This window comes from Streptomyces netropsis, assembly GCF_014203545.1.
Classification (GTDB): Bacteria; Actinomycetota; Actinomycetes; order Streptomycetales; family Streptomycetaceae; genus Streptomyces; species Streptomyces netropsis.
The window spans coordinates 94,916-121,856 of sequence record NZ_JACHJG010000010.1; the positions used below are offsets into that span (position 1 = coordinate 94,916).

Genomic DNA, 26,941 nt, shown 5'->3' on the forward strand with positions numbered 1-26,941 from the left:
GCACCATGTAGGTATGAACCCGCCTCCCAGCGCTCAGGCACCCGACGATCCGCTTCCGGACCGGCCGCTGGACCCGTGGGGGACCCCCCGGCCGCAGCCCTCCGTGGGTTCCATCACCGCGCACCGGCCCCGGACGGCCACCGCCCCGGACGGCCCCGGGCTGGAGCCCGACCTGGACGCCGGGCTCGACGGATACGGCATCCGGTACCCGGAGGGCCGGGGGGACGGCTACGAGCGCGGCCGCGCGGCGGGGGAGTACGACGGCGAGGACGGCGAGGACACCGAGGAACTGCCCCAGGGGCGCTTCCTGGACCGGGAACGCAGCTGGCTGGCCTTCAACGAGCGGGTGCTGGAGCTGGCGGAGGACCCGGCGACCCCCCTCCTCGAGCGGGCCAACTTCCTGGCGATCTTCGCCAGCAACCTCGACGAGTTCTTCATGGTCCGGGTCGCCGGCCTCAAGCGGCGCATAGCGACCGGCGTCGCGACCCGCTCGGCGTCCGGCCTCCAGCCGCGCGAGGTCCTGGAGCTGATCTGGACCCGCTCGCGCGAGCTCATGGCCCGGCACGCGGCCTGCTACCAGCAGGACATCGCCCCTGAGCTGGCCGAGCGCGGCATTCACCTGATCCGCTGGCCGGAGCTGTCGGAGAAGGAGCAGGGGCGGCTGTTCACCCTGTTCCGGCAGCAGATCTTCCCCGTGCTGACCCCCCTCGCCGTCGACCCCGCGCACCCCTTCCCGTACATCTCCGGGCTGTCGCTCAACCTCGCCGTGGTCGTCCGCAACCCCGTCAGCGGCCACAAGCACTTCGCCCGGGTGAAGGTGCCGCCGCTGCTGTCGCGCTTCCTGGAGGCGTCCCCGCAGCGGTACGTCCCGCTGGAGGACGTCATCGCGGCCCACCTGGAGGAGCTGTTCCCCGGCATGGAGGTGCTCGCGCACCACATGTTCCGGGTGACCCGCAACGAGGACCTCGAGGTCGAGGAGGACGACGCGGAGAACCTGCTCCAGGCCCTGGAGAAGGAGCTGATGCGGCGGCGCTTCGGCCCGCCCGTGCGGCTGGAGGTCGAGGAGACCATCGACCCGTACGTCCTCGACCTGCTGGTCCGCGAGCTCAAGATCACCGACGCCGAGGTCTATCCGCTGCCCGGCCCGCTCGACCTCACCGCGCTGTTCCGGATCGCGGGCCTGGACCGGCCCGAGCTGAAGTTCCCCAAGTTCGTGGCCGGCACCCACCGGGACCTCGCCGAGGTGGAGTCCGCGTCCGCCCCCGACATCTTCGCGGCCCTGCGCGAGCGGGACGTGCTGCTGCACCACCCGTACGACTCCTTCTCCACCTCCGTCCAGGCCTTCCTGGAACAGGCCGCGGCCGACCCGGACGTGCTGGCCATCAAGCAGACGCTGTACCGGACGTCGGGTGACTCGCCCATCGTGGACGCGTTGATAGACGCCGCGGAGTCCGGCAAGCAGGTCCTCGTCCTCGTGGAGATCAAGGCCCGCTTCGACGAGCAGGCCAACATCAAATGGGCGCGGAAGCTGGAGGAGGCGGGCTGCCACGTCGTCTACGGACTGGTCGGGCTCAAGACCCACTGCAAGCTGTCGCTCGTGGTCCGCCAGGAGGGCGAGACCCTGCGCCGCTACTCCCACGTGGGGACGGGGAACTACCACCCCAAGACCGCCCGGCTGTACGAGGACCTCGGCCTGCTCACCGCGGACCCGCAGGTGGGAGCCGACCTCTCCGACCTCTTCAACCGGCTGTCCGGATACTCGCGCCGCGAGACCTACCGACGGCTGCTGGTGGCCCCCAGATCGCTGCGCGACGGGCTCGTCGCGCGCATCACGAAGGAGGCCGCGCACCACCGCGCCGGGCGGCCCGCGTACGTCCGCATCAAGGTCAACTCGATGGTCGACGAGGCCGTCATCGACGCCCTGTACCGGGCGTCGCGGGCCGGGGTGCCGGTCGACGTGTGGGTGCGCGGCATCTGCGCCCTGCGACCGGGGGTCGCCGGGCTCTCGGAGAACATCCGGGTGCGCAGCGTGCTCGGCCGCTTCCTGGAGCACTCCCGGGTGTTCGCCTTCGGCAACGGCGGCGAACCCGAGGTGTGGCTCGGCAGCGCCGACATGATGCACCGCAACCTCGACCGGCGCATAGAGGCGCTGGTGCGGGTCACCGACCCGGGGCACCGGGCCTCCATCGGCAGACTGCTGGAGCTCGGGATGTCGGACACCACCGAGTCCTGGCACCTCGGCGGCGACGGCGGCTGGACCCGGCGCGCGACGGACGCCGACGGGCAGCCGCTGCGGAACGTACAGGAGATGCTCATAGACGCCCGGAGGCGCCGGCGTGGTTCAGCGACATGATCCGCCGATTACGGTCGGCGCTCCCTGCGGGCGGGACACGATGACGACGAAATCCCCTGCGGGAACCCGGGCCCCCGGATCCCCGCCCCCCGGAACGTCCGCTTCCGGGTCACGTGCTTCCGGACCGCCCGCCCGCCGCGCGGCGGACGCGACGGCGGGGGAGGTGCTGGCGGGCTATCTGCACGCCCAGGCCACCGAGTTCCTGCGCAGCCTGCGGTCGCACGGCGAGAGCGGTGCCGACGCCGAGGACGCGACCGAGGCCGCACGGCTGCTGCGCCGCTCGGCCCGGCGTCTCTCCGGCGCCCTGCACGTCTACCGCCCGCTGACCGACACCGCGTGGACGGACCAACTCCGCTCCGAGCTGGTGTGGTTGTCGGAGACCCTCGCCCTCGAACACGCCTACGCGGCCCGGCTGGCCCGGCTGCGGGGCGCGCTGCACCGGCTGTCGGGCGCGGGTGTCGGGGAGGCCGAGCCGGGCACGGCGGTCGTCGCGCCGCGTGGCGAGTCCGGTGCGGCCGCCCGGGCGCGGGCGGCGGAGGAGGGGGCCGGCGGCGGGCTGACCGTCGGCGCGGCCCGGGCGGGGGCGCTGCTGGAGCGCCGGCTGACCCTGGCACGGACGCGGGCGCACTCGGCGGCCCTGCAGGCGCTGGGCTCCTCGCGCTTCCACGCCGTCGCCGACAACGTCGCGGTGCTCGCCTCGGAAGTGCCGCTGGACCCCGCGGCCCACGACCTGCTCGCCCGCGAGGCCCTGTCGCACTTCGTCGACCAGGCGCACCGCCGGCTGGCCGACGCCGTCGAGGGTCTGCCGCTGTCCGTCGCGGGCCACCCGTACAACGCCGAGGCCCTGGCCCACGGCCTCGCCGCGACCCCGACGGCCGACGCCCCGCCCGCCGAGGGGCGGCAGGACGCCCCCTGGCACCAGGTGCGTCGGCTGGTGCGGCTGCGGCGGTACGGCCAGGAGGTGCTGGACGAGCAGGAGCAGGTCGAGGTCGAACCCACGCTGTCCGTACGGCTGTTGGGTGCGAGTCAGGCCCTGGACCGGCACCGCGACGCGGCAGAGGCCGCCGCGGCCGCTGCGGCCGCGGCCCGCACCCCCCGCATCGCACCCGCCACGGCGTACGCGCTGGGGGTGCTCCACGCCGATCAGCGCCACGACGTGGAGGCCGCCCGGTTCGCCTTCGGTCGGCTCTGGCAGCGGCTGGCGGTGACGACGCCGTGACCGGCCCCGGCGACGCGGCCGCGCGGCCGCCGGTCCTCGCGGCGGGCTGCGCGCTGTGGCGCCGTTCCCCCTACGACGGGCGGCTGGAGCTCGGCCTCGTCCACCGCCCGAAGTACGACGACTGGTCCTGGCCGAAAGGCAAGCTCAAGCGCGGCGAGGACGCCCTGTCCGGCGCGATGCGGGAGGTCCTGGAGGAGACCGGCATGACGTGCGAGCCGGGCCCGCCCCTGCCCACCGCGCACTATCTGGCGGACGGCCGGCCCAAGGAGGTGCGGTACTGGGCGGCGCGGGCGACCGGTGGCGCGTTCGCGCCCAACCGGGAGGTGGACCGCGTCATGTGGCTGCCGCCGGCGGCAGCCCGCAACCGCCTCACGCACGACCGCGACCGGCGGCTCGTCGACGCGCTGCTGGCCGTCCTGCGGGCGGGTGCGCACGAAGCTTGAGCCCAGGCGACACGCTGGAGACCGACCGCATCGACGCCTCGTACGACCTGGGAGTGCTGACGCTGCGCACTCCCTGGCCGGGTGTCCGAGTTCAGCCACATCAGCCCGTCCGGCGTTTGAGGACGCGCCCGCAGGGCGCTCGCCGCCGCAGGCGGCACGGACGGCCTGAGGCCGGGGCGCTGCCGGCCGTGTGCCTGCACCCCGCTGCGCGGCGGTGTCCTCAAGCGCCGGACGGGCTGGATTCGGCTGAGCCAGGGCTTGCCCGCAGGCGCCCGCGGCACGGGCGCACCGCCTAGCCGCGAGGCGCAATCGCCTCCCAGCGCAGCGTGATTTCGCCCTGACGCCAGCGCCGGGGGCCGTCGGTCAACGGCCAGTCGGCCTTCAGTGCCGAAGCCGTACGGATCCACCGTTGCCGGGCGCTCAGCGCGGCGTACGGCGCGGCGGCTGCCCAGGCGCGGTCGAAGTCGCGCAGGAACGCGTGCACCGGCTCGCCCGGCACATTGCGGTGGATGAGCGCCTTGGGCAGGCGTTCGGCCAGGTCGGAGGGGGTGGCCAGGGAGCCGAGCCGGGTCGCGAAGGTGACCGTACGGGGGCCTTCCGGGCCGAGCGCGACCCATACGTGACGGCGGCCGATCTCATCGCACGTGCCCTCGACGAGCAGCCCGTCGGGCGCGAGCCGGGCACACAGCCGGGCCCACACGGCGGCCACCTCGTCCTCGTCGTACTGCCGCAGCACGTTCGCGGCCCGGATCAGCGCGGGCCGCCGCCCGGCACCGAGCGGCACCTCGAACCCGCCGTGCGCGAAGGACAGCCCCTCCCGCTCGTACGGCTTCGCCGCCGCCACCCGCGCCGGATCGATCTCCACCCCGACGACCTCCGCCGTGCCGCACACGGTCCGCAACCGGTCCAGCAGCTCCACCGCGGTCCAGGGGGCCGCCCCGTAGCCGAGGTCGACGGCGACGGGGTCGGTGCTGCGGCGCAGCGCGGCGCCGTGCGCGTCGGCGATCCAGCGGTCCATGCGCCGGAGCCGGTTCGGATTGGTCGTCCCGCGGGTCGCCGAACCGACGGGACGGTGGGGCGGGGTGGGGCGGGGCGGCATGCCACAGAGCCTAAGCGGTGCGGGGCACGTCGGCGGACGGTCGTCACGCCCGTCAGAACACACCGTCGAAACGTCATATACGGGTATACATCCGGTGATAATTCACCCGTATGAACAGGGAATGGGAGGCGTCCTCCGTAGCGTTGCACTCCGTTGACAGGTGGCGCACGCCCTACAAGGTGGACGGAGGACCCGCACGGTGAGCCAGTACGTAGCCCGGCTCGGCAACCGCCGCGGCCGCACACTCGGCCCGTTCACGGGCACCCCGCGCAGACGGCTCGGGGGAGTCCGCAGACCCCGCCGCATCGCCATGCTCAGCGTCCACACCTCCCCGCTCCACCAGCCGGGCACCGGCGACGCGGGCGGCATGAACGTCTACATCGTGGAGCTGGCCAAGCGACTCGCCGCGATCAACATCGAGGTCGAGATATTCACCCGCGCCACCACCGGCGCCCTCCCGCCCGCCGTCGAGCTGGCCCCCGGCGTGCTCGTCCGCCACATCGACGCGGGCCCCTACGAAGGTCTCGCCAAGGAGGAGCTGCCCGCCCAGCTCTGTGCGTTCACCCACGGCGTGATGCAGGCCTGGGCGGGGCACCGGCCCGGCCACTACGACCTCGTGCACTCCCACTACTGGCTCTCCGGCCACGTCGGCTGGCTCGCCGCCGAGCGCTGGGGCGTCCCCCTGGTGCACGCCATGCACACCATGGCCAAGGTCAAGAACGCCGCACTCGCCGAGGGCGACGCCCCCGAGCCCGCCGCGCGGGTGATCGGCGAGACGCAGATCGTCCGGGCCGCCGACCGGCTCATCGCCAACACCGACGGCGAGGCCGAGGAGCTGGTGCGGCACTACGAGGCCGACCCCGGCAAGGTCGCCGTGGTGCACCCGGGCGTGAACCTCGACCGCTTCACCCCCGCCGACGGGCGGGCCGCCGCCCGCGCCCGGCTGGGGCTGCCCGCCGACGCGCTCGTCCCCCTCTTCGCCGGGCGGATCCAGCCGCTCAAGGCCCCCGACATCCTGCTGCGCGCCGTCGGTCACCTCCTCGACCAGCGGCCCGAGCTGCGCTCGCGCGTCGTCGTCCCCGTCGTCGGCGGCCCCAGCGGCAGCGGCCTCGCCAAGCCCGAGGGCCTGCAGAAGCTCGCCGCCCGGCTCGGCATCGCCGACGTCGTCCGCTTCCGCCCGCCGGTCGGCCAGGAGCAGCTCGCGGACTGGTACCGGGCCGCGTCCGTGCTGGTCATGCCCTCCTACAGCGAGTCCTTCGGCCTGGTGGCCGCCGAGGCCCAGGCCTGCGGCACACCGGTCGTCGCGGCCGCCGTGGGCGGACTGCCGGTGGCCGTGCGGGACGGCGTCAGCGGCTTCCTCGTCGACGGCCACGACCCGGCCGACTACTCCCGGGCGCTGAACCGCTTCGCCGACGACGCCACGCTCGCGGACCGGATGGGCGCGGCCGCGGCCACGCACGCGCGGTCCTTCGGCTGGGACACCGCGGCCGCCGCCACGGCCGACGTCTACACGGCGGCGATCCACGAGCGGCGCCGTCGCCTACGCTCGACGCATGTCTGACGCGAACTCCACCCTCGAGCGGACGCTCAGCGACGCCGACCTCGAATGGGAGAGCCCGAGCGACGGTACGTACGTCGTGAAGCTCCCCGGCACCCGCAAGCTGTCGACGACCGTCTCGTTGATCGTCGGCAAGCACTCTCTCTCGGTCAACGCCTTCGTCGTGCGGCGCCCCGACGAGAACCACGAGGCGGTGCACCGCTGGCTGCTGGAGCGGAACACCCGGCTGTACGGGGTGGGTTACGCGATCGACCGGCTCGGCGACATCTATCTCGTGGGACGGCTGCCGCTGGCCGCCGTGACCCCGGAGGAGATCGACCGGATCCTCGGCACGGTGCTGGAGAACGCCGACGGCAGCTTCAACACGCTGCTGGAGATGGGCTTCGCGAGCGCGATCCGCAAGGAGTACGCGTGGCGCACCTCGCGGGGCGAGTCGACGCGCAACCTGGAGGCGTTCACCAACCTGACGCGGGACCAGGACTGACCCACAACCAGCCCGTCCGGCGATTGAGGACCGGGGTCCGGGGCGGAGCCCCGGCCTGAAGCCGGGTCAGGCAGCCGTGGGCTCCGCCTCGGCCTGCGGCGCCGTCGCCGGAGACGCGGCCGCCGTCTCCACCCGCTCCGAAGCCGACAGGTTCCGCATGAGCAGCCAGTACCCCGCCGCGGCGATCATGCCGATCACCGCGCACCCGGCCCACAGGGTGTCCGCCCCGTAGTGGTCGATCACGGCGCCGCCCGCCAGCGGGGCGACCAGCGCGGCCGTCGACCACGACAGGGTGTAGACGCCCTGGTAGCGGCCGCGCCCGTGGGTGGGGGAGAGGCGGGCGACGAGGCCCATCTGGGTGGGGGAATTGATGATCTCCGCGAGGGTCCAGACGCAGACCGTCAGCATGTAGACGGCGATCGACCCGGCGAAGGCGGTGAGTCCGAAGCCGTAGCCGGCCAGCAGCGCGGAGGCGACCAGCAGCCGCCGCGGGTCGCGGTGCTCGATGAAGCGGGTCACGGGGATCTGGAGGGCCACGATCAGCACGCCGTTGACCGCGATGGCCATGCCGAAGTCGCTGCTGGAGAAGCCGCTCTCGCCCATCGCCACCGGCAGGGACACCGAACTCTGCATGAAGAGCAGGGCGATCAGGAAGGACAGCCCGACGACGCCCATGAAGCGCCGGTCGCGCAGCACCGTCCCCATCCCGACCTCGGCCTCGGCCGCGTCGGCCGTGCCCGGCACCACCGTGGGCCGGGACTCGGGGATCTTGCGGAAGACGAGGATCGCGCACGCCAGCGTCATGGCCGCCTCGCCGAGGAAGCCGATCAGATAGCTGTGCTCGGCGATGAGCCCGGCGGCGAGCGAGGAGAAGGCGAAGCCGAGGTTGATGGCCCAGTAGTTGAGCGCGAAGGCCCGCACCCGGTCCTCGGGCGCCACGATGTCCGCCATCACGGCCTGCACCGCCGGCCGGGAGGCGTTGCTCGCCATGCCGACCACGAACGCGACGCCCGCGATGGCCGCCGGGTGCTGCATGAAGCCGAGCACCGCCACCGACGCGGCGGTCGAGGTCTGCGCGATGAGGAGCGTGGGCCGTCGGCCGAGCCGGTCGGCCATCACGCCCGCGCCGATCGAGGAGACCACACCGCCGAGCCCGTGCAGGGCGGCGACGAGACCGGCGTACGAGGCCGAGTAGCCGCGTTCGAGGGTCAGATAGAGGGCCAGGAAGGTCGCGACGAACGCGCCGAGCCGATTGACGAGGGTGGAGGTCCACAGCCACCAGAACTCCCGGGGGAGGCCCGAGACGCTCTCTCTCGCCGCCCGCCTCATGCTCGCTACCGACATCCCGCAACCCCCGATGTGTAAGTGTCTCAATGCGTGATCGCAACTTACACAGCCTTGGCGTGTTCGCGCCATTGAATTGACGATCGCCGTCAACCGTCCACCGCCTCACGGGCGTCCGGGCGGCCAGGCGCGGCGGGGGTCCGGGCGGTCTCGGGCGTCGATTACGCTCTTGGGCATGGCCGACGCACCGTACAAGCTGATCCTCCTCCGCCACGGCGAGAGCGACTGGAACGCGAAGAACCTGTTCACCGGCTGGGTGGACGTGAACCTGACGGAGAAGGGCGAGAAGGAGGCAGTCCGCGGCGGTGAGCTGCTCAAGGACGCCGGCCTGCTCCCCGACGTGCTGCACACCTCGCTCCAGAAGCGCGCCATCCGCACGGCGCAGCTGGCGCTGGAGTCCGCGGACCGTCACTGGATCCCGGTCCACCGCTCCTGGCGGCTGAACGAGCGTCACTACGGCGCTCTCCAGGGCAAGGACAAGGCGCAGACCCTCGCCGAGTTCGGCGAGGAGCAGTTCATGCTCTGGCGCCGTTCGTACGACACCCCGCCGCCGGTCCTCGAGGACGGTACGGAGTTCTCGCAGAGCGACGACCCGCGTTACGCGACGATCCCGAGCGAGCTGCGTCCGCGCACCGAGTGCCTCAAGGACGTCGTCGAGCGGATGCTGCCGTACTGGTACGACGGCATCGTCCCGGACCTGCTGGCAGGTCGCACCGTCCTGGTCGCCGCCCACGGCAACAGCCTGCGCGGCCTGGTCAAGCACCTGGACGGCATCTCCGACGCGGACATCACGGGTCTGAACATTCCGACCGGCATCCCGCTCTTCTACGAGCTCGACGCCGACTTCAACCCGGTCAAGCCCGGTGGCACCTACCTCGACCCGGAGGCCGCCAAGGCCGCCATCGAGGCCGTGAAGAACCAGGGCAAGAAGAAGTAGCGCCCCGGACGCACCAACAAGCCCCCTGCCTGCGCTTTCGGCGCGGAAAGGGGGCTTTGTGCTGCCACGGGAAGGGGGCGTGAGGGGTGGTCGCCGCAGTGGATCGGTCACCGAATGGAGCAAACTGGACACGCTCCGGATGCGCGGAACGGATGTGCGGGTGAGCCTCGAATCAAGGAGGTAACACCATGCACTCAATCCGCTCCGTCATATGCGGCGCAGCCACCGTAGTCGCCGTCTGCGGCGTCTCCGCAGTCCCCGCCTACGCCGTCGACAGCCCCGTCACGGCCCCCGTTCTGGTCGCCGGTGAGAACCCGTCCACAGACCACGACGACGACCACGACGAGCACGGCAAGCATCACGACCGTGACGACTGCGACCACGATGGCCGCCACGACCACGACGGGCGCAAGGACCACGATGGTCGCAAGGACCACGACGGTCACAAGAAGGATCACGACGGCCACAAGAAGGACCATGACGGCCGTCATGACCACGACGGCCGTGACGACCACGACGGTCGTAAGGACCACGACGGCCGTGACGACCACGACGGTCGCAAGGACCACGACGGTCACAAGAAGGATCACGACGGCCACAAGAAGGACCACGACGGCCGTGGTGACCACGACGACGACTGGCGTGACGACGACTGGCGTGACGACCACGACGACCGCGGTGACCACGACGGGCGTCACGACGGTCACAAGAAGGACCACGACGGGCGTCACGACCACGATGGCCGCCACGACCACGACGGTCGCGACGACCACGATGGCCGCCACGACCACGACGGTCGCGACGACCACGAGGGCCGTAACGACCACGACGGTCGCAAGGACCACCACGACGGCCGTCACGACCACGACGGGCGCCACGACGGTCACAAGAAGGACCACGACGGCCGTCACGACGGGCACGGCAAGCCCCACGCTCCCGCACACGCGGGTGGTGGAGCCACCGCGCAGCTGGCCTCGTCCTCGACGGAGTCCTCGTCCGACGTCCCGATCATTCTCCTCGCAGCGGGTGCCACGGCCGGCCTGGCCGGTGGAATGTTCTGGTACCGCCGCCGCACCGTGAAGCAGTGACGGGAAGAGAACGGGCGTCATGTCAGAACAGCGCAGAGGTGGCCTCGGCCGTCTGCTGACAGGGGTGGCCTGGGTGGCGTTGCTGCTGGGCCTGTGCCTGTGCGGCAGTGACACCATCGAGGAGCCGGCAGCCGAGGCTCCGAAGAAGGGCGTCGCCGCAGGCCGCCCCCCTGCGCACGGTCTGCCCCCGGCACACGAACCACTGCCGGGGGCAGGCCCCAAAGAACTGGTCATCAAGGACCGGGGCCTGAAGGCCCCGATCGAGGGCCACGGACTCGACCCGGCGGGCGGCGTCGAACCGCCTCCGTACGAGCGGCCCAACGCCGTCGCCTGGTACATGGACGGCCCCCAGCCCGGCAGCGCCGGAGCCGCCGTCCTCGTGGGACACGTGGACACCCCGCAGACCCGGGCCGTGTTCTACGACCTCAGCACCCTCAAGCGGGGCGACACGGTCAAGGTCTCCCGCACGGACGGTTCCACCGCGGAGTTCACCGTCGAGGACGTCGCCGTCGTCGAGAACGACCGCTCCGACGCCGCGAAGGTCTACGAACCCCGGGAGAAGGGCCGCGCCGAGCTCCGCTTGATCACCTGCGGCGGCACCTACGACCGCACGAAGCGCACGTACACCGCCAACGTCGTCGTCTCCGCCTATCTGACCGGGAAGGCGACGTAGGACCGACGTAGGACCCACCACCCGTGAAAGGGCCCCCGACCGGTGACCGGTCGGGGGCCCTTCCCGTGAGTGACGCGCGTGCGTGAATCAGCCGCAACCGCCGCCGCACTGGCACGATCCGCCGCTTTGGCAACCGCACTGGCACCCGGGGCCGCACTGACAACCGCTCAGCGCGGGCGCGGACGCACGGTCGGCGAAGCTCGCCGGAGGGGACTCGAATGCATCTGCCATGCGGTACCTCCTCGAAGGTTGGTCTGTCCGCCCCCAGTCAAGGACCGGGCGAAACGGCCGTCAATGCTCATGGCGCACAGGTGTACGGGCGCACCGAGGGCGCGCGGAAGCACGGGCGGACGCACGCGCCGGGGCCTACGCGCCCTCGACCGGGCCGGACTGGGCGTTGGCCTGGGCCAGCTCGTCGGCGTGCTCACCCGTCACCAGATAGACCACGCGCTTGGCGACGGACACGGCGTGGTCCGCGAAGCGCTCGTAGTAGCGGCCCAGCAGGGTCACGTCGACGGCCGTCTCGATGCCGTGCTTCCAGCGGTCGTCCATCAGGTGCTGGAAGAGCGCGCGGTGCAGCAGGTCCATCGCGTCGTCGTCGCGCTCCAGCTGGAGTGCGAGGTCGACGTCCTTGGTGATGATCACCTCGGCCGCCTTGGCCATCAGCCGCTGCGCCAGCTGGCCCATCTCGAGAACCGTGGAGTGCAGGTCGCGCGGGACCGCCGTCTCCGGGAAGCGCAGCCGGGCCAGCTTCGCCACGTGCTGGGCGAGGTCGCCCGAGCGCTCCAGGTCCGCGCTCATGCGCAGGGAGGTGACGACGATCCGCAGATCGGTGGCGACCGGCTGCTGGCGGGCGAGCAGGGCGATGGCCCGCGCCTCCAGGTCCCGCTGGAGGTCGTCCACCTTGGTGTCCGCCGCGATGACGGACTCCGCGAGCTTGAGGTCCGCGTCCAGGATCGCCGTGGTGGCGCGCCCGACCGCGGAGCCGACAAGCCGGGCCATCTCGACGAGTCCTTCGCCGATCGAATCCAGCTCCTCGTGGTACGCGTCCCGCATTGCCTGACCTTCTCTCACTCCGAGTAACGCTGGCCGGGGGGATTCTCCGCCCGCCCACGGTCCCACGTTCAGGCCGGAACGCGACGGTGAACGGCCTCCGGAGTGAACCGGTACCGACATGAAGGTGAACTCTCGGCAACGTGTGTTCGAGGCGCCCCCCATTTGGCTGTGGAACGGTCGTGGGACGCGCATAACCTTGACTCATGAACGTGGACGCGGCCGTCGCCGCAGCGGCAGCCATCGCCGGGGTGTGTACCGGCGTGATCGCCATGCTGGCGTTCCGTTGGAGCGAGCGCGACCAGGCCCGCCCGACCCGCAGCTCCCTGCACACCGACGCGGTACTGCCACCCGGCGTGGACACCGTGCTGTCGGTGCTGCGGTCCTCCGCCGTGGTCCTCGACGAGGGCGACGCCGTCGTCAAGGCCAGCTCCGCCGCGTACGCCCTCGGGCTGGTCCGGGGCGGCAAGCTCGCCGTCGAGCCGATGCTCCAGATGGCCCGCGACACCCGCCGCGACGGCGAGATACGCCAGGTCGAGCTCGACCTGCCGCGTCGCGGCACCGGCCGCGGCGACGCCCTCGCGGTGTCCGCCCGGGTCGCGCCGCTCGGCTCCCGGCTGGTGCTGCTCCTGGTGGAGGACCTCACCGAGGCCCGCCGCATCGAGGCCGTCCGCCGTGACTTCGTCGCCAACGTCAGCCATGAGCTCAAGACCCCGGTCGGCGCGCTGTCCCTGCTCTCCGAGGCCGTCATGGACGCCTCGGAGGACCCCGAGGCCGTCACCCGCTTCGCGGGCCGCATGCAGATCGAGGCGACCCGGCTCACCAACCTGGTCCAGGAGCTCATCGACCTCTCCCGGGTGCAGAACGACGACCCGCTGGAGGACTCCGAGCCCGTCCGGGTCGACGAACTGGTCGCCGAGGCGATCGACCGCTGCCGCCACCAGGCCGGCACGAAACAGATCACGATGGCCGCGGGCGGCACCGCCGACCTGCACGTCTGGGGAAGCCGCGGCCAGCTCGCCGCGGCCCTCGGCAACCTCGTGGAGAACGCCGTCAACTACAGTCCGGCCCGGACCCGGGTGGGCATCGCCGCCCGCCACATCACCGCGCCCGGCGGCGACCTCATCGAGATCGCCGTCACCGACCAGGGCATCGGCATCTCCGAGAAGGACCGCGAGCGGGTCTTCGAACGCTTCTACCGCGTCGACCCCGCCCGCTCCCGCGCCACCGGCGGTACGGGCCTGGGCCTCGCGATCGTCAAGCACGTCGCCGCCTCGCACGGCGGCGAGGTCACGGTCTGGTCCGCCGAGGGCCAGGGCTCGACGTTCACCCTGCGACTCCCGGAGGCGGGCGCGGTCCGCGACCGCGACCGGGGGCGCACACTGATGGAGCGCACCGGCGGCCCGGCCGCCCCCGACGACATCCGCGCCGAGGACTCCTACACCGACGACCGCCTTTCCACCCCGGAGGTCCTGCCGTGACCCCGCCCAGCCCGTGCCACTCCGCCGTGAGCGACCCAGAGACCCCACCGGAGGTCCGTCCGTGACCCGTGTGCTCGTCGTCGAGGACGAAGCTGCTGTCTTCCGGGGAGCGACCCCCCGGACCCCCGCGTGTGGTGTGGGCGCGGGTAGCCCGCTGCGTGCGGCCGCGTTGTTCTGCCCTGAGACCCGACCGGAGGTCCGTCCGTGACCCGTGTGCTCGTCGTCGAGGACGAAGAATCGTTCAGCGACGCGTTGTCCTACATGCTCCGCAAGGAAGGCTTCGAGGTGGCCATCGCCGCCACCGGGCCCGACGGGCTGGACGAGTTCGAGCGCAACGGCGCCGACCTCGTCCTGCTCGACCTGATGCTGCCGGGCCTGCCCGGTACGGAGGTCTGCCGACAGCTGCGCGGGCGCTCCAACGTGCCCGTCATCATGGTGACGGCCAAGGACAGCGAGATCGACAAGGTCGTCGGGCTGGAAATAGGAGCCGACGACTACGTCACCAAGCCCTTCTCCTCGCGCGAGCTGGTGGCCCGCATCCGGGCCGTGCTGCGGCGCCGGGGCGAGCCGGAGGAGGTCACCCCGGCGGCGCTGGAGGCCGGGCCGGTCCGGATGGACGTCGACCGGCACGTCGTCACCGTCTCCGGCGGCAAGGTCGACCTGCCGCTCAAGGAGTTCGACCTCCTGGAGATGCTGCTGCGCAACGCGGGCCGGGTCCTCACCCGCATGCAGCTCATCGACCGCGTCTGGGGCGCGGACTACGTCGGCGACACCAAGACGCTGGACGTCCACGTCAAGCGCCTGCGCGCCAAGATCGAGCCGGACCCGGGCGCCCCGCGCTACCTGGTGACGGTGCGGGGCCTGGGTTACAAGTTCGAGCCGTAAACCCGTGGCCCGGCGGGCCGACGCCGCCCGCAAACGCCGAGGGGCCCGGAAGCGTGAAGCTTCCGGGCCCCTCGGCGTACGTCACACGTCTCAGTGACCCGTGCCGTGCTGCTGCTCGCCGCCGGGCTGCGTGGGCTGGCCCGCGGGCGGGGTGTTGCCGCCGGACTGCTGGCCGGCGTCCGTGCCGGGCGTGCCCGGGGTACCGGACGGCGTGCCGCTCGGGGTGCCGCTGGGCTTCCCCGGCGCGGGCTTGCCGGGCTTCGCCGGGGCGGGCTCGGTGGGGCCCCACTCCTTGAAGTAGCTCTTCGCCGGGAAGACGAACGCGGAGATCTTCACGTCACCGGTCGAGCTGAAGTCGAACGTCAGCGGCTGCGATTCGCCGTCCTTCAGCGCCTCGCGGCCGTTCGGCAGGACGGCGGACGGGTTGCCCTGGCCGCCGAGCGTCACGGAGCCGCCGGCCGGGACGACGAGCGGACCCGTGCCCTTGGCCGGGGAGAGCTTCACGGTCGCGCCCTTGCCGGGCAGCGAGATCGCGGTCAGCGTCTGGTCCTTGCGGCCGTTGTTGAAGACCTTGCCGGTGATGACGGCGGGGCCGGTGGCCTCCAGCTTCGGCTGGGTGATGACGTTGATGTTCTGAAGCTTGATGTCACCCACCGCGGTGGCGGCGTTGTCCGGCTTCACCTCGAGCGTCTGGGCATCGTTGCCCGCCGCGCAGGCGGAGAGCGAGGCGATCGAGAGCACGAGGGCGGTAGCGGCGAGAGCGCCGCGTCGAAGGCTGCTGCTCACGGCGGCGGCATCTCCTTGGACGAAGTAAAGGATGTGTCAGCGGGGCTTAGGTTACCGAGCCGTCGGAGAGCCTCCGCACCCGACCCGCCCCCATGGTCAACTCGGTGCCACTCGGCTGGTCCACTCGACCGGTCCACAGGTCCTGTTACCCGCAGTCACTCACCCGGTCGCCGTAGTCGATCACACACTCTCTGTGCGAGCGGCCGAATATCGCCCGTGTGCGCGTCCGGAACCGGCATCGGGTGGTGCGGTGGATTATCGGTTAAGGAATGCGAGGGGTCGCGGAAGGCGTTCCCCAATTGATCAAGTTCGATGTGATCAATTAGGGATTACGCGCACGGAAGGTGGGTGCACCCCGAACGGAGTAGGGGAAGTCCGCCGACCGGACCCCGGCAAACCGGGACGTTCAGTCGCTCGCGGGGCCTGTCGGACGGGTGTAACGTGCCCGTTTCGCCCCGCCCGGACAACGGCTCCGACCTGCGAATACCCGCTTCCGGAAGCCTCCCGCAGCACGTTCCGGTTGCTGTTGTCAAGCCCCGAGATATGCCCTGACCTGCGAAAACGCCATTCAGAACGCCCTCTTCTCGTGTTAGACTGGATAGTCACGGAAGGGGTACCTGTCACATGACGTTCAAGGTTGGCGACACCGTGGTCTATCCCCATCACGGGGCCGCGCTGATCGAGGCCATCGAAACTCGCCAGATCAAAGGCGTGGACAAGACCTACTTGGTGCTGAAGGTTGCCCAGGGTGACCTGACGGTTCGCGTGCCAGCGGACAATGCGGAGTTCGTCGGCGTGCGCGATGTGGTCGGCCAGGACGGGCTGGACCGGGTCTTCGAGGTGCTCCGCGCACCATATGCGGAAGAGCCGACGAACTGGTCCCGTCGCTACAAGGCAAATCTCGAGAAGCTCGCGTCGGGTGACGTGATCAAGGTCGCCGAGGTAGTGCGCGACCTGTGGCGTCGCGAGCGCGAGCGCGGACTCTCCGCCGGAGAGAAGCGCATGCTCGCCAAGGCGCGCCAGATCCTGGTGAGCGAGCTCGCCCTCGCGGAGAACACCAACGAAGACAAGGCCGAGGCCCTGCTCGACGAGGTTCTCGCGTCCTGACGTAGTGCGGGATCCGCGCGCTGGATCCACAGCAGGTGCTGGACGTAAAGAAGTGCCGCGGTGCCCGCGTGATGACGAAGGTCATCCGCCGGGCGCTGCGGCATCTCTGCTCCGGCGGCGCTCATGGCGCCGATGTCGTTCACGCCGTACTTGGTGTGCCGGGCCCGGGCAGCCGGCCCGACCAGTCGTCACGGAAGGGGCTGGTCGGGGCATCGTGCCCGGCACGCTGAGGCCATACCCAATTCGGCCGAGGAAGCAAACCTGAACGCCAACGCAATGTCCGATCGAGTCACCGCCGACGCCCCCGGACGCACCGCCGCCGTCATTCCCGCGGCCGGTCGCGGGGTGCGGCTCGGCCCCGGTACGCCCAAGGCGCTGCGCGCCCTGAACGGCACGCCCATGCTGATCCACGCGGTCCGCGCGATGGCGGCCTCCCGTGCCGTCTCGCTCGTCGTCGTGGTCGCCCCGCCGGACGGCGCCGCCGAGGTCCGCAACCTCCTCGACGAGCACCCCCTCGCGGACCACGACCCCACCGAGGTGCTGGTCGTCCCCGGCGGCGGGACCCGTCAGGAATCGGTGCGGCTCGGCCTCCAGGCCCTCACCGACGACATCACCACCGTCCTCGTCCACGACGCCGCGCGCCCCCTGGTGCCCGTCGACACGGTCGACGCCGTCGTCGCGGCCGTCCACGACGGCGCGCCCGCCGTCGTCCCCGCGCTGCCCCTCGCGGACACCGTCAAGCAGGTCGAGCCGCGCACCGGCGACGCCGCGGGCGAGCCCGAGCCGGTCGTCGGCACGCCCGAGCGGGCGCTGCTGCGGGCCGTGCAGACGCCGCAGGGCTTCGACCGCGCGACGCTGGTGGCCGCCCACGAGAAGTTCGCCTCCGCCGCCCGCGAGGGCGAGGGCGCCACGGACGACGCCGGCCTGGTCGAGCGGCTCGGCACCGAGGTCGTGGTCGTGCCCGGTCACGAAGAGGCCTTCAAGGTGACCCGGCCGCTGGACCTGGTCCTGGCCGAGGCCGTACTCGCCCGCAGGAGGGCCAACGATGGCTTCTGAGCCCCTGGTACTGCCCCTGGTGGGCATCGGCACGGACGTGCACGCCTTCGAGGAGGGCCGCGAGCTGTGGTGCGCGGGCCTGCTCTGGGAGGACGCCACCCACGGCCTCGCCGGGCACTCCGACGGTGACGTCGCCGCCCACGCCGCCTGCGACGCGCTGTTCTCCGCGGCCGGTGTCGGCGACCTCGGCGCGCACTTCGGCACCGACCGCCCCGAGTGGTCCGGCGCGGCCGGCGTCACCCTGCTGGCCGAGGCCGCCCGGATCGTACGGGCGGCCGGTTTCGAGATCGGCAACGTCGCCATCCAGGTGATCGGCGTACGGCCGAAGATCGGCAAGCGGCGGGAAGAGGCACAGAAGGCCCTCTCGGCGGCGATCGGCGCCCCGGTGTCGGTCTCCGGCACCACCACCGACGGTCTGGGCCTCACGGGCCGTGCGGAGGGCCTGGCGGCCATTGCCACGGCCTTGGTGTTCCGGAACCCCTCCGCCTCTGCGGCCTGAGGCCGACTCGTCCACACCCCCGCTGCGCGGTGGTGTCCTCAAGCGCCGGACGGGCTGCTGTGCTGTGTCCTCAAGCGCCGGACGGGCTGAAATCAGCCCGTCCGGCGCTTGAGGACGCGCCCGCAGGGCGCCCGCCGCCGCAGGCGGCCGAAACCGGCCCGCGGCCAAAGACCCGCCGACCAGGCGAGACGCGGCACGGAGAGCCCGCAGTCAAAGATCCCTCGGCCAAGCGCGCGCTGCGAATACCGTGAAAGCGACGCCGTCACCGAGGGAAGGACCCCACCGTGTCAGCCGCACTCTCCGACGACCTGAAGAAGCTCATCGACGACAGCCCCGTCTTCGCGACCGTGGCGACCGTGCAGCCCGACGGCAGCCCTCAGCTGACGGTCACCTGGGTCAAGCGCGACGGCGACGACCTGCTGATCTCCACGACCGTCGGCCGCCGCAAGGAGCAGAACCTCCGCCGCGACCCCCGGGTGACCGTCATGATCAACCCGGCCAACGCGCCCTACACCTACGCCGAGGTCCGCGGCAGCGCCGCCCTCACGACCGAGGGCGGTCAGGAGCTGATCAACGAGCTGTCGCGGAAGTACACGGGGAAGGCCTACGCGGAGTTCAACCCGGCCGCGAAGGACGACGCCGAGCGCGTCGTCGTCCGCGTGACCCCGCGCAAGGTCGTGGGCTCGCTCTGAGCCGAGGCCGTCCCGCCGGTGCGACCCGGCACCGGCGGGACCCGGCCGTCAGGAGCCGTCGGGCGTGCCCGAGGCTCCCACGGCCACGCGGTCGGGCTCCTTCTGCTCGTACGGGCGCTGCTGTCGCGGCGCCGGGGGAACCTCCACCGCACCGCGCAGCGGCGACTTCGGTGCGGAGCCGCGCCGCTCGTCGTCGGGCGCCGACTGCAGCCGCATCTCCTCCATGCCCTTCTGCAGCGCCCGGCGCAGCCACTTGCCCAGTGGACGCTCGACACAGCGGTGCAGGACCCAGGCGGCGCCCAGCATGAGCGCGATGATCCCGAGGACGAGCAGTGGCGCGGGGACCTTGTGGCGCAGCCAATAGGTCAGCGTCATGCCGATGTACTGGTGGATCAGGTAGAGCGGGTAGGTCAGCGCGCCCGCCGTCGCGAGCCAACGCCATTGCAAACGGTCGCAGTACCCCAGCGCGATGAGCGCCATCAGGGCGAAGGCGATAAAGATGATCAGCGTGGCCGGCCAGGTCGGAATCACCTCGGTGGAGTTGTCCGAGACCCGCCGCGGCACCTGGTGCAGCGCGAGCAGCAGGGACATGACCACAATGCCCCAGAGCACCGCCGTGGGCTTGAAGCGGTGCATGAGATAGAACGCGATGCCCGCGATGAAATAGGGCGAATAGAGCGGCATCGCCCACATGTCGAGCAGCTTGTTGTCGACCGTGGGGGCGGTGATCGAGACCACCGTCCAGATTCCGCAGAAAAGCACGCATTTGCGGTAGGTGACACCGGTGGCGACGACGATCGCGAAGAGCACGTAGAACTTCAGCTCGATGAACAGCGTCCAGTAGACACCGTCGACGTCCCAGACCCCCATCCCTTGCTGGAGCATCGTCAGATTGGTGAGGACGACGTCCCAGTTCTTCACGTCGCGGACCTGCGGCCACATGGTGATGACGCCCGCGGTCAGGAATATCGCGACCCAGTAGGCGGGATAGATCCGCGAAACCCGGGAGACCACGAAATCGCCCAGGGAGCGGCCCCAGGTGCTCATGCAGATCACGAAGCCGCTGATCAGGAAGAAGACCTCGACGCCGAGCCAGCCGTACCGGGCGAGGGGCTGCGCGGCCGGAAATATCTCGGCGGCGGGTCGGTCCCAGCCGCCGCGCAGCGACACGAGGTGGAACAGCACGACCATGAGGGCGGCTATCAGACGGAGCCCGTCCAGGACGTAGAGCCTGGGTGCGGAGCGCCGGACGGCTACCCGGCCGCCATCGAGATCACCTCGGCTGGCGAAACGCATGTCGTCCTCTCCTGTTGTGCAGTCGGTTCATAGTATGCGGGGGCTATTCGCAGGCATGTTGGCATAGGAACCTGTCCACGTCGCCGTGACGGTTCTCTCTTGATCACTCTCTTCACTTCCTTCACTTCTGCACACTCGAATTCCCCTGGATGGTCGCTTGGCCTCCACGGATGTCCGTCATCGCACGTTCGAGACCGTGCTTGATCGCCCGGGCCAGTGGTCGTTCCACATAGCGATGCGTCAGCCAGGCGGCCTGCAGCATTCCGAGGACCAGCGCGGGCAGCAGGAGGTAGCGCGGCACGTGTCCGTCGGCGTGCTTGATGACCACCCAGCCGATGCGCTCGTGGAGCAGATAGAGGGGATAGGTCAGCACCCCGGCCGTGGCCAGCCAGCGCCAGTCGAGGCGCCGTGTCCAGCCGAGTGCGACCGCCGTGACCGCGGCGAAGAACACGGCCATCAGCAGCAGCGTCGGCCACCGCGGGACGCTGTGCCCCATGTGGCTCTCCGCTCGCGCGTGGGCGGCGAGCAGATCGTGCTCCACGATCAGGAAGCTGCCCGAGACGATCAGCCAGAGCACCAGATTCGGTCGGAATCGGTACATCAGATAGAAGGCGATACCGGCGATGAAGTACCAGCAGTCCTGCGGCAGCAGGATCTCGGTGAGCACCCCGTCGTCCACGCCCCGGGCGACGACCGCCGCCACGGCCCACAGGGCGCAGAAGCCCACCGCCCGCCGATAGGTCAGCCCCTTCCAGGCGACGAGTGCGAACAGCAGGTAGAAGCGCATCTCGATCCACAGCGTCCAGTAGACGCCGTCGACGGGGGCCACCCCGAGGGGGTCCTGGAGCATCGTGAGGTTGACGGCGACGTCCTGCGGCCTGGGCGTCTCATTGACCACCGGCCAGAGATAGAGGACGAACGAGACGGCCAGCACCGCGAACCAGTACGCGGGGTAGAGCCGGGTCACGCGCGAGGCGGCGAACCGTCCGACGCTCTTGCCCCAGCAGCTCATGCAGATCACGAAGCCGCTGATCAGAAAGAACAGCTGAACACCCAGCCAGCCGTACGAGGCCGGCAGATAGGCCGTCGGGAAGAGCGAGCGCGACGGCCCCTCCCACGCACCGCTGCCGAACGCGATGTAGTGGTAGGCCACCACCATCAGCGCCGCCAGCAGCCGCAGCCCGTCCAGCGCGGCCAGCCTGCCGGGCGCCCGGTCCCGCTCCGGCCGGGGCTGAACCGGGGCCGGCGGTTCCGGGTGCTCCTGCTGTACCGGCAGAGTGGAGTGCAACGCCCCTCCTGGGTTCCGCGGCACCTCACCGAGAAGATGAGGCGTGCCGGGGAAGCTACCACGGCTATTTGTACTTTTGACGCAAAAGGCAAATAAGGGGCAAAACGTGCCGCGAGGGTCCGGATCCGGCACCCGGCGAAACCGGTACGGGAGCCTCCGCGACCCCGCTGCCAGGCGCATTCTCTGTCCGGACAAGGCCTTCCCCCCGGCCGGAAAGCACCTACTGCCCGGGGCACTCCCTTACGCCCACTACCCTGGTTCCGTGACCATTCGCCTGTACGACACCAGCGCCCGGCAGATCCGCGACTTCTCCCCGCTCACACCGGGCTGTGTCTCGATCTACCTCTGCGGTGCCACCGTGCAGGCCGCACCGCACATCGGCCACATCCGCTCGGGCCTCAACTTCGACATCATGCGCCGCTGGTTCGCCTACCGCGGCTACGACGTGACCTTCATCCGCAACGTCACGGACATCGACGACAAGATCATCGCGAAGGCGGCCGAGCAGGGCCGCCCCTGGTGGTCGATCGGCTACGAGAACGAGTGCGCCTTCAACGCGGCGTACGACGCGCTCGGCTGCCTGCGCCCGACCTACGAGCCGCGCGCCACCGGCCACGTGCCCGAGATGATCGAGATGATGCGCGGCCTGATCGAGCGAGGCCACGCCTACGCCGCCGAGGGCAACGTCTACTTCGACGTGCGCTCCTACCCCGGCTACCTCGCCCTCTCCAACCAGCAGCTGGACGACCTCCGCGCGGCGGGCGACGTCGAGGCCGGCAAGCGCGACCCGCGCGACTTCGCCATGTGGAAGGCGTCCAAGCCGGGCGAGCCCAGCTGGGAGACGCCCTGGGGCCGCGGCCGCCCGGGCTGGCACCTGGAGTGCTCGGCCATGGCGCACAAGTACCTGGGCGAGTCCTTCGACATCCACGGCGGCGGCCTGGACCTGATCTTCCCGCACCACGAGAACGAGATCGCCCAGGCCAAGGCCTTCGGCGACGACTTCGCCGCGTTCTGGGCGCACAACGCCTGGGTCACCATGAGCGGCGAGAAGATGAGCAAGTCGCTCGGCAACTCGGTGCTCGTCTCCGAGATGGTCAAGCACTGGCGCCCGATCGTCCTGCGCTACTACCTCGGCACCCCGCACTACCGCTCGATGATCGAGTACAGCGAGGAAGCGCTGCGCGAGGCCGAGTCCGCGTTCGCGCGGATCGAGGGCTTCATCCAGCGGGCCTGCGAGCTGGCCGGCCAGCAGGTCGAGCCCGCCGCCGAGGTGCCGCCCGCCTTCGCCGAGGCGATGGACGACGACCTGGGCGTCCCCCAGGCGCTCGCCATCGTCCACACCACGGTCCGGCAGGGCAATTCCGCGCTGACCGCCGACGACAAGGACTCCGCCGTCGCCCGGCTGGCCGAGGTGCGCGCCATGCTCGGCGTGCTGGGCCTCGACCCGCTGGAAGAGCAGTGGGCCGGCTCCGGCGCGGGCCGCGACGACGATCTGCACGGCGTCGTGGACTCGCTGGTCAGGCTCGTTCTCGAGCAGCGGCAGGCAGCCCGGGGGCGCAAGGACTACGCCACCGCCGACGCCATCCGCGACCAGCTCCAGCAGTCCGGTCTCGCCATCGAGGACACCCCGTCCGGCCCCCGCTGGTCGCTGTCCTGATCAGCGACGCCCGGCATCGCCGGGCGTCCTGAGAGACACTTTTCGTACGTACGTTTTCTGAGCCGTCCCCATCGGCCCTGAGCAGTAGAAGAAACAAGGTGACCCATGGCCGGCAACACTCAGCGCAGGAACCGCCGCACGTCCAACAAGAAGGGCATGCAGGTCGGCAGCGGAGGCCAGCGTCGTAAGGCCCTGGAGGGCAAGGGCCCCACCCCGCCCGCGTCCGAGCGCAAGGGACACAAGAAGAACCGCCTCGCCAACGCCAAGGCGCGGCACGAGACCAAGCGTCCGGCCCCGCGCCGCGGCGGTCCCAAGGGCACCAACGAGCTGGTCGTCGGCCGTAACTCGGTCGTCGAGGCGCTGCGCGAGGGCGTCCCCGCGAACACGCTCTACGTCCAGCAGTACCTGGACAACGACGAGCGCGTCCGCGAGGCCATCCAGCTCGCCTCCGAAAAGGGCCTGAACCTCATGGAGGCGCCCCGCCCGGAGCTGGACCGGATGACGAACGGCCTCAACCACCAGGGCCTCGTGCTCCAGGTGCCGCCGTACGACTACGCCCACCCGGACGACCTCACCGCCGCCGCCTTCGACGCCGGCGAGGACCCGCTGATCGTCGCGCTCGACGGCATCACCGACCCGCGCAACCTCGGCGCCGTCGTCCGTTCGGCCTCCGCCTTCGGCGGCCACGGCGTCGTCGTCCCCGAGCGCCGTGCGGCCGGCATGACCGCCAGCGCCTGGAAGACCTCCGCCGGCACCGCCGCCCGCACCCCGGTGGCCCGCGCGACCAACATGACCCGACTGCTGGAGTCGTACCAGAAGGCCGGTCTGACGGTCGTCGGCCTCGCCGCTGACGGCGACGTCGAGCTGCACGAGCTGGAGGCCCTCGCCGGCCCCGTCGTCATCGTCGTCGGCAGCGAGGGCAAGGGCCTGTCCCGCCTCGTCGGCGAGACCTGCGACTTCCGCGTCCGCATCCCGATGCCCGGTGGCGCCGAGTCGCTGAACGCCGGCGTAGCGGCCGGTGTCGTGCTCTACGAGGCCTCCCGCCGCCGCGCCTAGCCTGGCCGGCGGTTCGTCGGCTACGGGCCGCCGTTGCCGCCTCCCGCCCGGCCGGTGGACCCTTTGGCCGCGGGCGCGTCCTCAAGCGCCGGACGGGCTGGTTTTGGCTGAGCTCAGCCAAAACCAGCCCGTCCGGCGCTTGAGGACACCGCCGCGCAGCGGTGGTGCGGAGTTCTTCGGCTACCGGCCCGTCTTGCCGTCTGCGCATGCGGGGAGGTGGGGCGGCGGCCCGCTCACAAGATCCGCCGGAAGGCGCAGTTGGTGATCTTGACGGGTCTCGGACAGTTCGGGTCGGTCAAGGCAGTGTCCTAATCACAAGTCACTCGGTTAGATGAGTGTGGACACCAGAACACCCCGCACACCTACGGGGGGAAGCTCTTCGGGGTACGACGACCAGCCCGCGCTGAGTACGGTGAAGGTTCCGTCCGACCCCGCGCAGGTCGTCGTCAACCACGTGAGTTTCCGCGTGCAGCTCGCCCGGCCCCCGCGCGCCGCCCGGCAGTTCGCCGGGATCGCCGACACGGCGCAGTTGCCGACCGTCAGGAGCGCGGCCAAGCGGCGCGCCCCGGTGGTGTGGAGCGGGCGGACCGAGCCCGGCGAGTCCGCGCCCACCCAACTCCTCCAAGCCATAAGAGACTCCGGCGCGACCGGCCCGGACCCGGTGACCGCCGGGGGCCACGACGCGGGCTCCACCCAGGTGCTGCCGCGCATCCGCGTCGACGACGCCCCGACCACCGTCATCGGCCCCCGTGGACCCGCCGAGCCCACAGACCCCACCGGCACCCGGAGTCCCACCGGACCCACCGATGCCACCGGTCCCGGAACCCAACTGCTGCACGGCGTACGCCCGACCCGCAGCGCGTACGACGAAGAGGCGTACGACCACTCCGAGTTCGACGGCCGGGACGGCCGCGGCGAGGCGTACGACGAGGACGGCACACCGCGCCGCCCCGCCGGCGACTCCGTCCGGCACGCCTACTACCCCGGCCGCCGGATGAACCTCGGTGTCGTCCTCCTGCCCCTGCGCGTCTTCCTCGGCTTCATCTCCATCTACGCCGGCATGGGCAAGCTCTGCGACCCCGTCTACTTCGACGGCGGCCGCCGCGGCTCCATGGTCACCTGGCTGACCTCCCTGCACCCCTGGCCCGTCGCCTCGCCCCTGCGGGACCTGGCGCTCAGCCACCCCGTCGGCGCCGGTCTGACCGTCGCCTTCCTCCAGGTCGTCGTCGGCGTGCTCACCATCTTCGGCCTCTGGCAGCGCGTCGCCGCCTCCATCGGCGTCCTGCTGTCCGCCACCCTGCTGGTCACGGTGAGCTGGCGGAGCGTTCCGGCGTACGACGCCCCCGACATCATCTACCTCGCCGCGTGGAGCCCCCTGGTCATCGCCGGCGCCCCCTTCTACTCCATCGACGGCCGGCTCGCGAGCGAGGCCTGGCGGCGGCTCGGCCCGCGCGCCGAGCTGTGGGAGCTGCGGCGTCGCGTACTGCGCCGCGGCACGATCATGGCGACCGTCCTGATCGGCCTCTCGCTGCTGATCGGCTCGACGCTCGGCGGGGCCGTACGGTCCTCCGAGGTCGCCCGGATGCCCGGCCCGGCCGACCCGCCCACCAACCACCTCCCCGGCTCGCCGCTCCCGCGGAAGCCCGGATCACCGGCCAGCCCGCGCGGCTCCCAGAGCGCGGTGCCCCCTGGCACCCCCAAGCCCACCGCGCCCGGCCGGAAGACGGCGACCCCCACCCCCACCGGCCCTGCCGCGCCGGGCGCAGCCCGTACGCCGACGAGTTCGGCGGGCACCGCGGGGCAGCCCGGCAACACCCCGGGCGGCGTCCGTCCCGCACCGCAGACCCCGCGCCAGCCGGCGGCCCCCGCCGCACCGCGCAGCCCCTCCGGCTCCTCGGCCACGGGCGGCTCCACCGGTGGCACGACGGGCGGCACGGGCGGTTCGTCCGGCGGCTCGACCGGCGGCGGCTCCCGCGGCGGCGGCGCCCTGGGCGGCCTGCTGGGCTGACTCGGTCACCCGCACAGCACCGCACCCCGCGTCCGGAGGATCGGACGCGGGGTGCGGTGCTGTGTGCCGTCGGCGGGCGACCGCTACGAACCGCCCTGAGCGGCAAGCTCCTTGGCCGCCTCGGTCAGGTCCTTGGCCGTGTCGATGGCGCGCCAGTACGCGCCGTGCGGGAGCGGGAAGCCGGCCAGCCGGCGCTCACGGGCCAGCCGCGGGAAGGTGGTGCGCTCGTGGTCGCCGCGCTCGGGCAGCAGATCCGCGAAACCGGCGGAGAAGACGTACACACCGGCGTTGATCAGATAGGGCGAGGGCGGCGACTCGATGAAGTCGAGGACGTGCCCGAACTCGTCCGTCTCCACCGCGCCCCACGGGATGCGCGGGCGGGCCAGCGCCAGGGTCGCCGTGGCGTCGCGCTCATGGTGGAAGGCGGCCATCTCGCGGAGCGAGAAGCGGGTCCAGATGTCGCCGTTGGTGGCGTACCAGGGTTGGTCCGGGTGGGGCAGCGACGCCGCGGCGTGCTTGAGGCCGCCACCTCGGCCGAGGGGCTCCTTCTCGACCACGGTGGTCACCCGGAGCGGCAGGTCGGCCGACACGAGCCAGTCCTGGAGCACCTCGGCCAGATGGCCGCAGGAGACCACGGCATCGGTGACGCCCTCGGCGGCCAGCCAGGCGAGTTGGTGGCCGATGATCGGGGTCCCCGTGCCGGGGATCTCGACCATCGGCTTGGGACGGTCGTCGGTGTACGGGCGCAGCCGCGACCCCTGGCCGCCGGCCAGGACGACGGCCTGCGTGGGGTACGGATGGGCGTGGATGCCGGTCATGCGTACGACGATATGCCGTGGCACCGGCCGCCGGACGGCCGGTGCCACGGCAACGCCCGCG

The 26,941-nt window shown here is 71.5% G+C and carries 24 protein-coding genes; 16 read left to right on the plus strand and 8 right to left on the minus strand.

The genetic code is table 11. The annotated features are described in order from the left end of the window. Positions 1–13: 13 nt before the first annotated feature. The 3 genes from FHS38_RS23000 to FHS38_RS23010 all read left to right on the plus strand — a co-directional run bounded on the left by FHS38_RS23000 (position 14) and on the right by FHS38_RS23010 (position 4,015). Positions 14–2,353 (plus strand): RNA degradosome polyphosphate kinase, encoded by a 2,340-nt coding sequence (locus FHS38_RS23000; protein ID WP_373301781.1) that lies wholly within the window; start codon positions 14–16, stop codon positions 2,351–2,353. Positions 2,354–2,516: 163 nt separating this feature from the next. After that, positions 2,517–3,572 (plus strand): CHAD domain-containing protein, encoded by a 1,056-nt coding sequence (locus FHS38_RS23005; protein WP_373301782.1) that lies wholly within the window; start codon positions 2,517–2,519, stop codon positions 3,570–3,572. Further along, on the plus strand, positions 3,569–4,015 hold the full coding sequence (locus FHS38_RS23010) for an NUDIX hydrolase (RefSeq protein WP_184736320.1): 447 nt from the start codon (positions 3,569–3,571) through the stop codon (positions 4,013–4,015). Before FHS38_RS23005 ends, FHS38_RS23010 begins: the two co-directional genes overlap by 4 nt. Positions 4,016–4,307: 292 nt before the next feature. Here FHS38_RS23010 and FHS38_RS23015 read toward each other — a convergent pair whose 3' ends face one another. Then, on the minus strand, positions 4,308–5,114 hold the full coding sequence (locus FHS38_RS23015) for a class I SAM-dependent methyltransferase (protein WP_184736321.1): 807 nt from the start codon (positions 5,112–5,114) through the stop codon (positions 4,308–4,310). Between the two features lie 199 nt (positions 5,115–5,313). On the opposite strand from FHS38_RS23015, the gene mshA reads away from it, so the two are divergent. Then, positions 5,314–6,675 carry a D-inositol-3-phosphate glycosyltransferase gene (gene mshA, locus FHS38_RS23020; protein ID WP_229822143.1) on the plus strand — a complete coding sequence of 454 codons (1,362 nt, stop codon included), beginning with the start codon at positions 5,314–5,316 and terminating at the stop codon, positions 6,673–6,675. Continuing rightward, entirely contained in the window at positions 6,668–7,156 is a 489-nt protein-coding gene (locus FHS38_RS23025; RefSeq protein WP_184736322.1) for a type III secretion system chaperone family protein, read from the plus strand. Before mshA ends, FHS38_RS23025 begins: the two co-directional genes overlap by 8 nt. Positions 7,157–7,222: 66 nt before the next feature. Here FHS38_RS23025 and FHS38_RS23030 read toward each other — a convergent pair whose 3' ends face one another. After that, positions 7,223–8,500, minus strand: a complete 1,278-nt coding sequence (locus tag FHS38_RS23030; protein WP_184736323.1) for an MDR family MFS transporter — start codon at positions 8,498–8,500, stop codon at positions 7,223–7,225. A 175-nt stretch (positions 8,501–8,675) separates the two neighbouring features. Between FHS38_RS23030 and FHS38_RS23035 the strand changes: the two genes are divergently transcribed. Continuing rightward, positions 8,676–9,437: a phosphoglyceromutase gene (locus FHS38_RS23035; protein WP_184736324.1), complete on the plus strand. Its 762-nt coding sequence runs from the start codon at positions 8,676–8,678 to the stop codon at positions 9,435–9,437. 194 nt (positions 9,438–9,631) lie between these two features. On the opposite strand, the gene FHS38_RS23040 is transcribed toward FHS38_RS23035, so the two are convergent. After that, positions 9,632–10,348, minus strand: coding sequence for a hypothetical protein (locus FHS38_RS23040; protein WP_184736325.1), 717 nt, complete (start codon positions 10,346–10,348; stop codon positions 9,632–9,634). Between the two features lie 196 nt (positions 10,349–10,544). On the opposite strand from FHS38_RS23040, the gene FHS38_RS23045 reads away from it, so the two are divergent. Next, positions 10,545–11,198: a class F sortase gene (locus tag FHS38_RS23045; protein WP_184736326.1), complete on the plus strand. Its 654-nt coding sequence runs from the start codon at positions 10,545–10,547 to the stop codon at positions 11,196–11,198. Positions 11,199–11,564: 366 nt separating this feature from the next. Here the strand turns inward: FHS38_RS23045 and phoU are convergent, their stop codons facing one another. Further along, positions 11,565–12,254 carry a phosphate signaling complex protein PhoU gene (gene phoU / locus FHS38_RS23050; RefSeq protein ID WP_184736328.1) on the minus strand — a complete coding sequence of 230 codons (690 nt, stop codon included), beginning with the start codon at positions 12,252–12,254 and terminating at the stop codon, positions 11,565–11,567. A gap of 203 nt (positions 12,255–12,457) precedes the next feature. Here phoU and phoR point away from each other — a divergent pair, with 203 nt between their 5' ends. Beyond that, entirely contained in the window at positions 12,458–13,732 is a 1,275-nt protein-coding gene (gene phoR, locus FHS38_RS23055; protein WP_184736330.1) for a two-component system sensor histidine kinase PhoR, read from the plus strand. A gap of 213 nt (positions 13,733–13,945) precedes the next feature. Further along, complete coding sequence (gene phoP / locus FHS38_RS23060) at positions 13,946–14,617, plus strand: two-component system response regulator PhoP (RefSeq protein ID WP_465270536.1); 672 nt, start codon at positions 13,946–13,948, stop codon at positions 14,615–14,617. 90 nt (positions 14,618–14,707) lie between these two features. Here phoP and FHS38_RS23065 read toward each other — a convergent pair whose 3' ends face one another. Beyond that, positions 14,708–15,403, minus strand: a complete 696-nt coding sequence (locus FHS38_RS23065; RefSeq protein WP_184736331.1) for a copper chaperone PCu(A)C domain-containing protein — start codon at positions 15,401–15,403, stop codon at positions 14,708–14,710. Positions 15,404–16,027: 624 nt separating this feature from the next. On the opposite strand from FHS38_RS23065, the gene FHS38_RS23070 reads away from it, so the two are divergent. From FHS38_RS23070 to FHS38_RS23085, 4 genes are all read left to right on the plus strand, one after another. Further along, positions 16,028–16,510, plus strand: a complete 483-nt coding sequence (locus FHS38_RS23070) for a CarD family transcriptional regulator (protein WP_003953493.1) — start codon at positions 16,028–16,030, stop codon at positions 16,508–16,510. A gap of 276 nt (positions 16,511–16,786) precedes the next feature. Further along, positions 16,787–17,566 (plus strand): 2-C-methyl-D-erythritol 4-phosphate cytidylyltransferase, encoded by a 780-nt coding sequence (ispD, locus tag FHS38_RS23075; protein ID WP_184736333.1) that lies wholly within the window; start codon positions 16,787–16,789, stop codon positions 17,564–17,566. Beyond that, on the plus strand, positions 17,556–18,065 hold the full coding sequence (gene ispF, locus FHS38_RS23080; protein WP_184736335.1) for a 2-C-methyl-D-erythritol 2,4-cyclodiphosphate synthase: 510 nt from the start codon (positions 17,556–17,558) through the stop codon (positions 18,063–18,065). Before ispD ends, ispF begins: the two co-directional genes overlap by 11 nt. 284 nt (positions 18,066–18,349) lie before the next feature. Further along, positions 18,350–18,757 carry a PPOX class F420-dependent oxidoreductase gene (locus FHS38_RS23085; RefSeq protein ID WP_184736337.1) on the plus strand — a complete coding sequence of 136 codons (408 nt, stop codon included), beginning with the start codon at positions 18,350–18,352 and terminating at the stop codon, positions 18,755–18,757. A gap of 48 nt (positions 18,758–18,805) precedes the next feature. Here FHS38_RS23085 and FHS38_RS23090 read toward each other — a convergent pair whose 3' ends face one another. Both FHS38_RS23090 and FHS38_RS23095 read right to left on the minus strand, forming a co-directional pair. Then, a complete protein-coding gene (locus FHS38_RS23090; protein ID WP_184736339.1) occupies positions 18,806–20,053 on the minus strand; it encodes an acyltransferase family protein in 1,248 nt (415 codons plus the stop codon). Between the two features lie 121 nt (positions 20,054–20,174). After that, entirely contained in the window at positions 20,175–21,341 is a 1,167-nt protein-coding gene (locus FHS38_RS23095; protein WP_184736341.1) for an acyltransferase family protein, read from the minus strand. A gap of 262 nt (positions 21,342–21,603) precedes the next feature. Between FHS38_RS23095 and cysS the strand changes: the two genes are divergently transcribed. From cysS to FHS38_RS23110, 3 genes are all read left to right on the plus strand, one after another. Continuing rightward, complete coding sequence (gene cysS / locus FHS38_RS23100; protein ID WP_184736343.1) at positions 21,604–22,998, plus strand: cysteine--tRNA ligase; 1,395 nt, start codon at positions 21,604–21,606, stop codon at positions 22,996–22,998. A gap of 105 nt (positions 22,999–23,103) precedes the next feature. Continuing rightward, complete coding sequence (gene rlmB, locus FHS38_RS23105; RefSeq protein WP_184736345.1) at positions 23,104–24,054, plus strand: 23S rRNA (guanosine(2251)-2'-O)-methyltransferase RlmB; 951 nt, start codon at positions 23,104–23,106, stop codon at positions 24,052–24,054. Between the two features lie 331 nt (positions 24,055–24,385). Next, positions 24,386–26,062, plus strand: coding sequence for a DoxX family protein (locus FHS38_RS23110; RefSeq protein WP_184736347.1), 1,677 nt, complete (start codon positions 24,386–24,388; stop codon positions 26,060–26,062). An 83-nt stretch (positions 26,063–26,145) separates the two neighbouring features. Here FHS38_RS23110 and FHS38_RS23115 read toward each other — a convergent pair whose 3' ends face one another. After that, positions 26,146–26,880, minus strand: a complete 735-nt coding sequence (locus tag FHS38_RS23115; protein ID WP_184736349.1) for a nucleotidyltransferase family protein — start codon at positions 26,878–26,880, stop codon at positions 26,146–26,148. Positions 26,881–26,941: the final 61 nt, after the last annotated feature.

Excerpts from the sequence above, each read along its gene's own strand:
- rlmB (WP_184736345.1), top strand. The coding sequence starts at position 23,104 with ATGGCCGGCAACACTCAGCGCAGGAACCGCCGCACGTCCAACAAGAAG.
- FHS38_RS23110 (WP_184736347.1), top strand. The coding sequence starts at position 24,386 with ATGAGTGTGGACACCAGAACACCCCGCACACCTACGGGGGGAAGCTCT.
- phoU (WP_184736328.1), bottom strand. The coding sequence starts at position 12,254 with ATGCGGGACGCGTACCACGAGGAGCTGGATTCGATCGGCGAAGGACTC.
- ispD (WP_184736333.1), top strand. The coding sequence starts at position 16,787 with ATGTCCGATCGAGTCACCGCCGACGCCCCCGGACGCACCGCCGCCGTC.
- FHS38_RS23045 (WP_184736326.1), top strand. The coding sequence starts at position 10,545 with ATGTCAGAACAGCGCAGAGGTGGCCTCGGCCGTCTGCTGACAGGGGTG.
- FHS38_RS23070 (WP_003953493.1), top strand. The coding sequence starts at position 16,028 with ATGACGTTCAAGGTTGGCGACACCGTGGTCTATCCCCATCACGGGGCC.
- FHS38_RS23035 (WP_184736324.1), top strand. The coding sequence starts at position 8,676 with ATGGCCGACGCACCGTACAAGCTGATCCTCCTCCGCCACGGCGAGAGC.
- phoR (WP_184736330.1), top strand. The coding sequence starts at position 12,458 with ATGAACGTGGACGCGGCCGTCGCCGCAGCGGCAGCCATCGCCGGGGTG.
- FHS38_RS23030 (WP_184736323.1), bottom strand. The coding sequence starts at position 8,500 with ATGTCGGTAGCGAGCATGAGGCGGGCGGCGAGAGAGAGCGTCTCGGGC.
- FHS38_RS23025 (WP_184736322.1), top strand. The coding sequence starts at position 6,668 with ATGTCTGACGCGAACTCCACCCTCGAGCGGACGCTCAGCGACGCCGAC.
- FHS38_RS23090 (WP_184736339.1), bottom strand. The coding sequence starts at position 20,053 with ATGCGTTTCGCCAGCCGAGGTGATCTCGATGGCGGCCGGGTAGCCGTC.
- ispF (WP_184736335.1), top strand. The coding sequence starts at position 17,556 with ATGGCTTCTGAGCCCCTGGTACTGCCCCTGGTGGGCATCGGCACGGAC.
- FHS38_RS23000 (WP_373301781.1), top strand. The coding sequence starts at position 14 with ATGAACCCGCCTCCCAGCGCTCAGGCACCCGACGATCCGCTTCCGGAC.
- FHS38_RS23015 (WP_184736321.1), bottom strand. The coding sequence starts at position 5,114 with ATGCCGCCCCGCCCCACCCCGCCCCACCGTCCCGTCGGTTCGGCGACC.
- FHS38_RS23115 (WP_184736349.1), bottom strand. The coding sequence starts at position 26,880 with ATGACCGGCATCCACGCCCATCCGTACCCCACGCAGGCCGTCGTCCTG.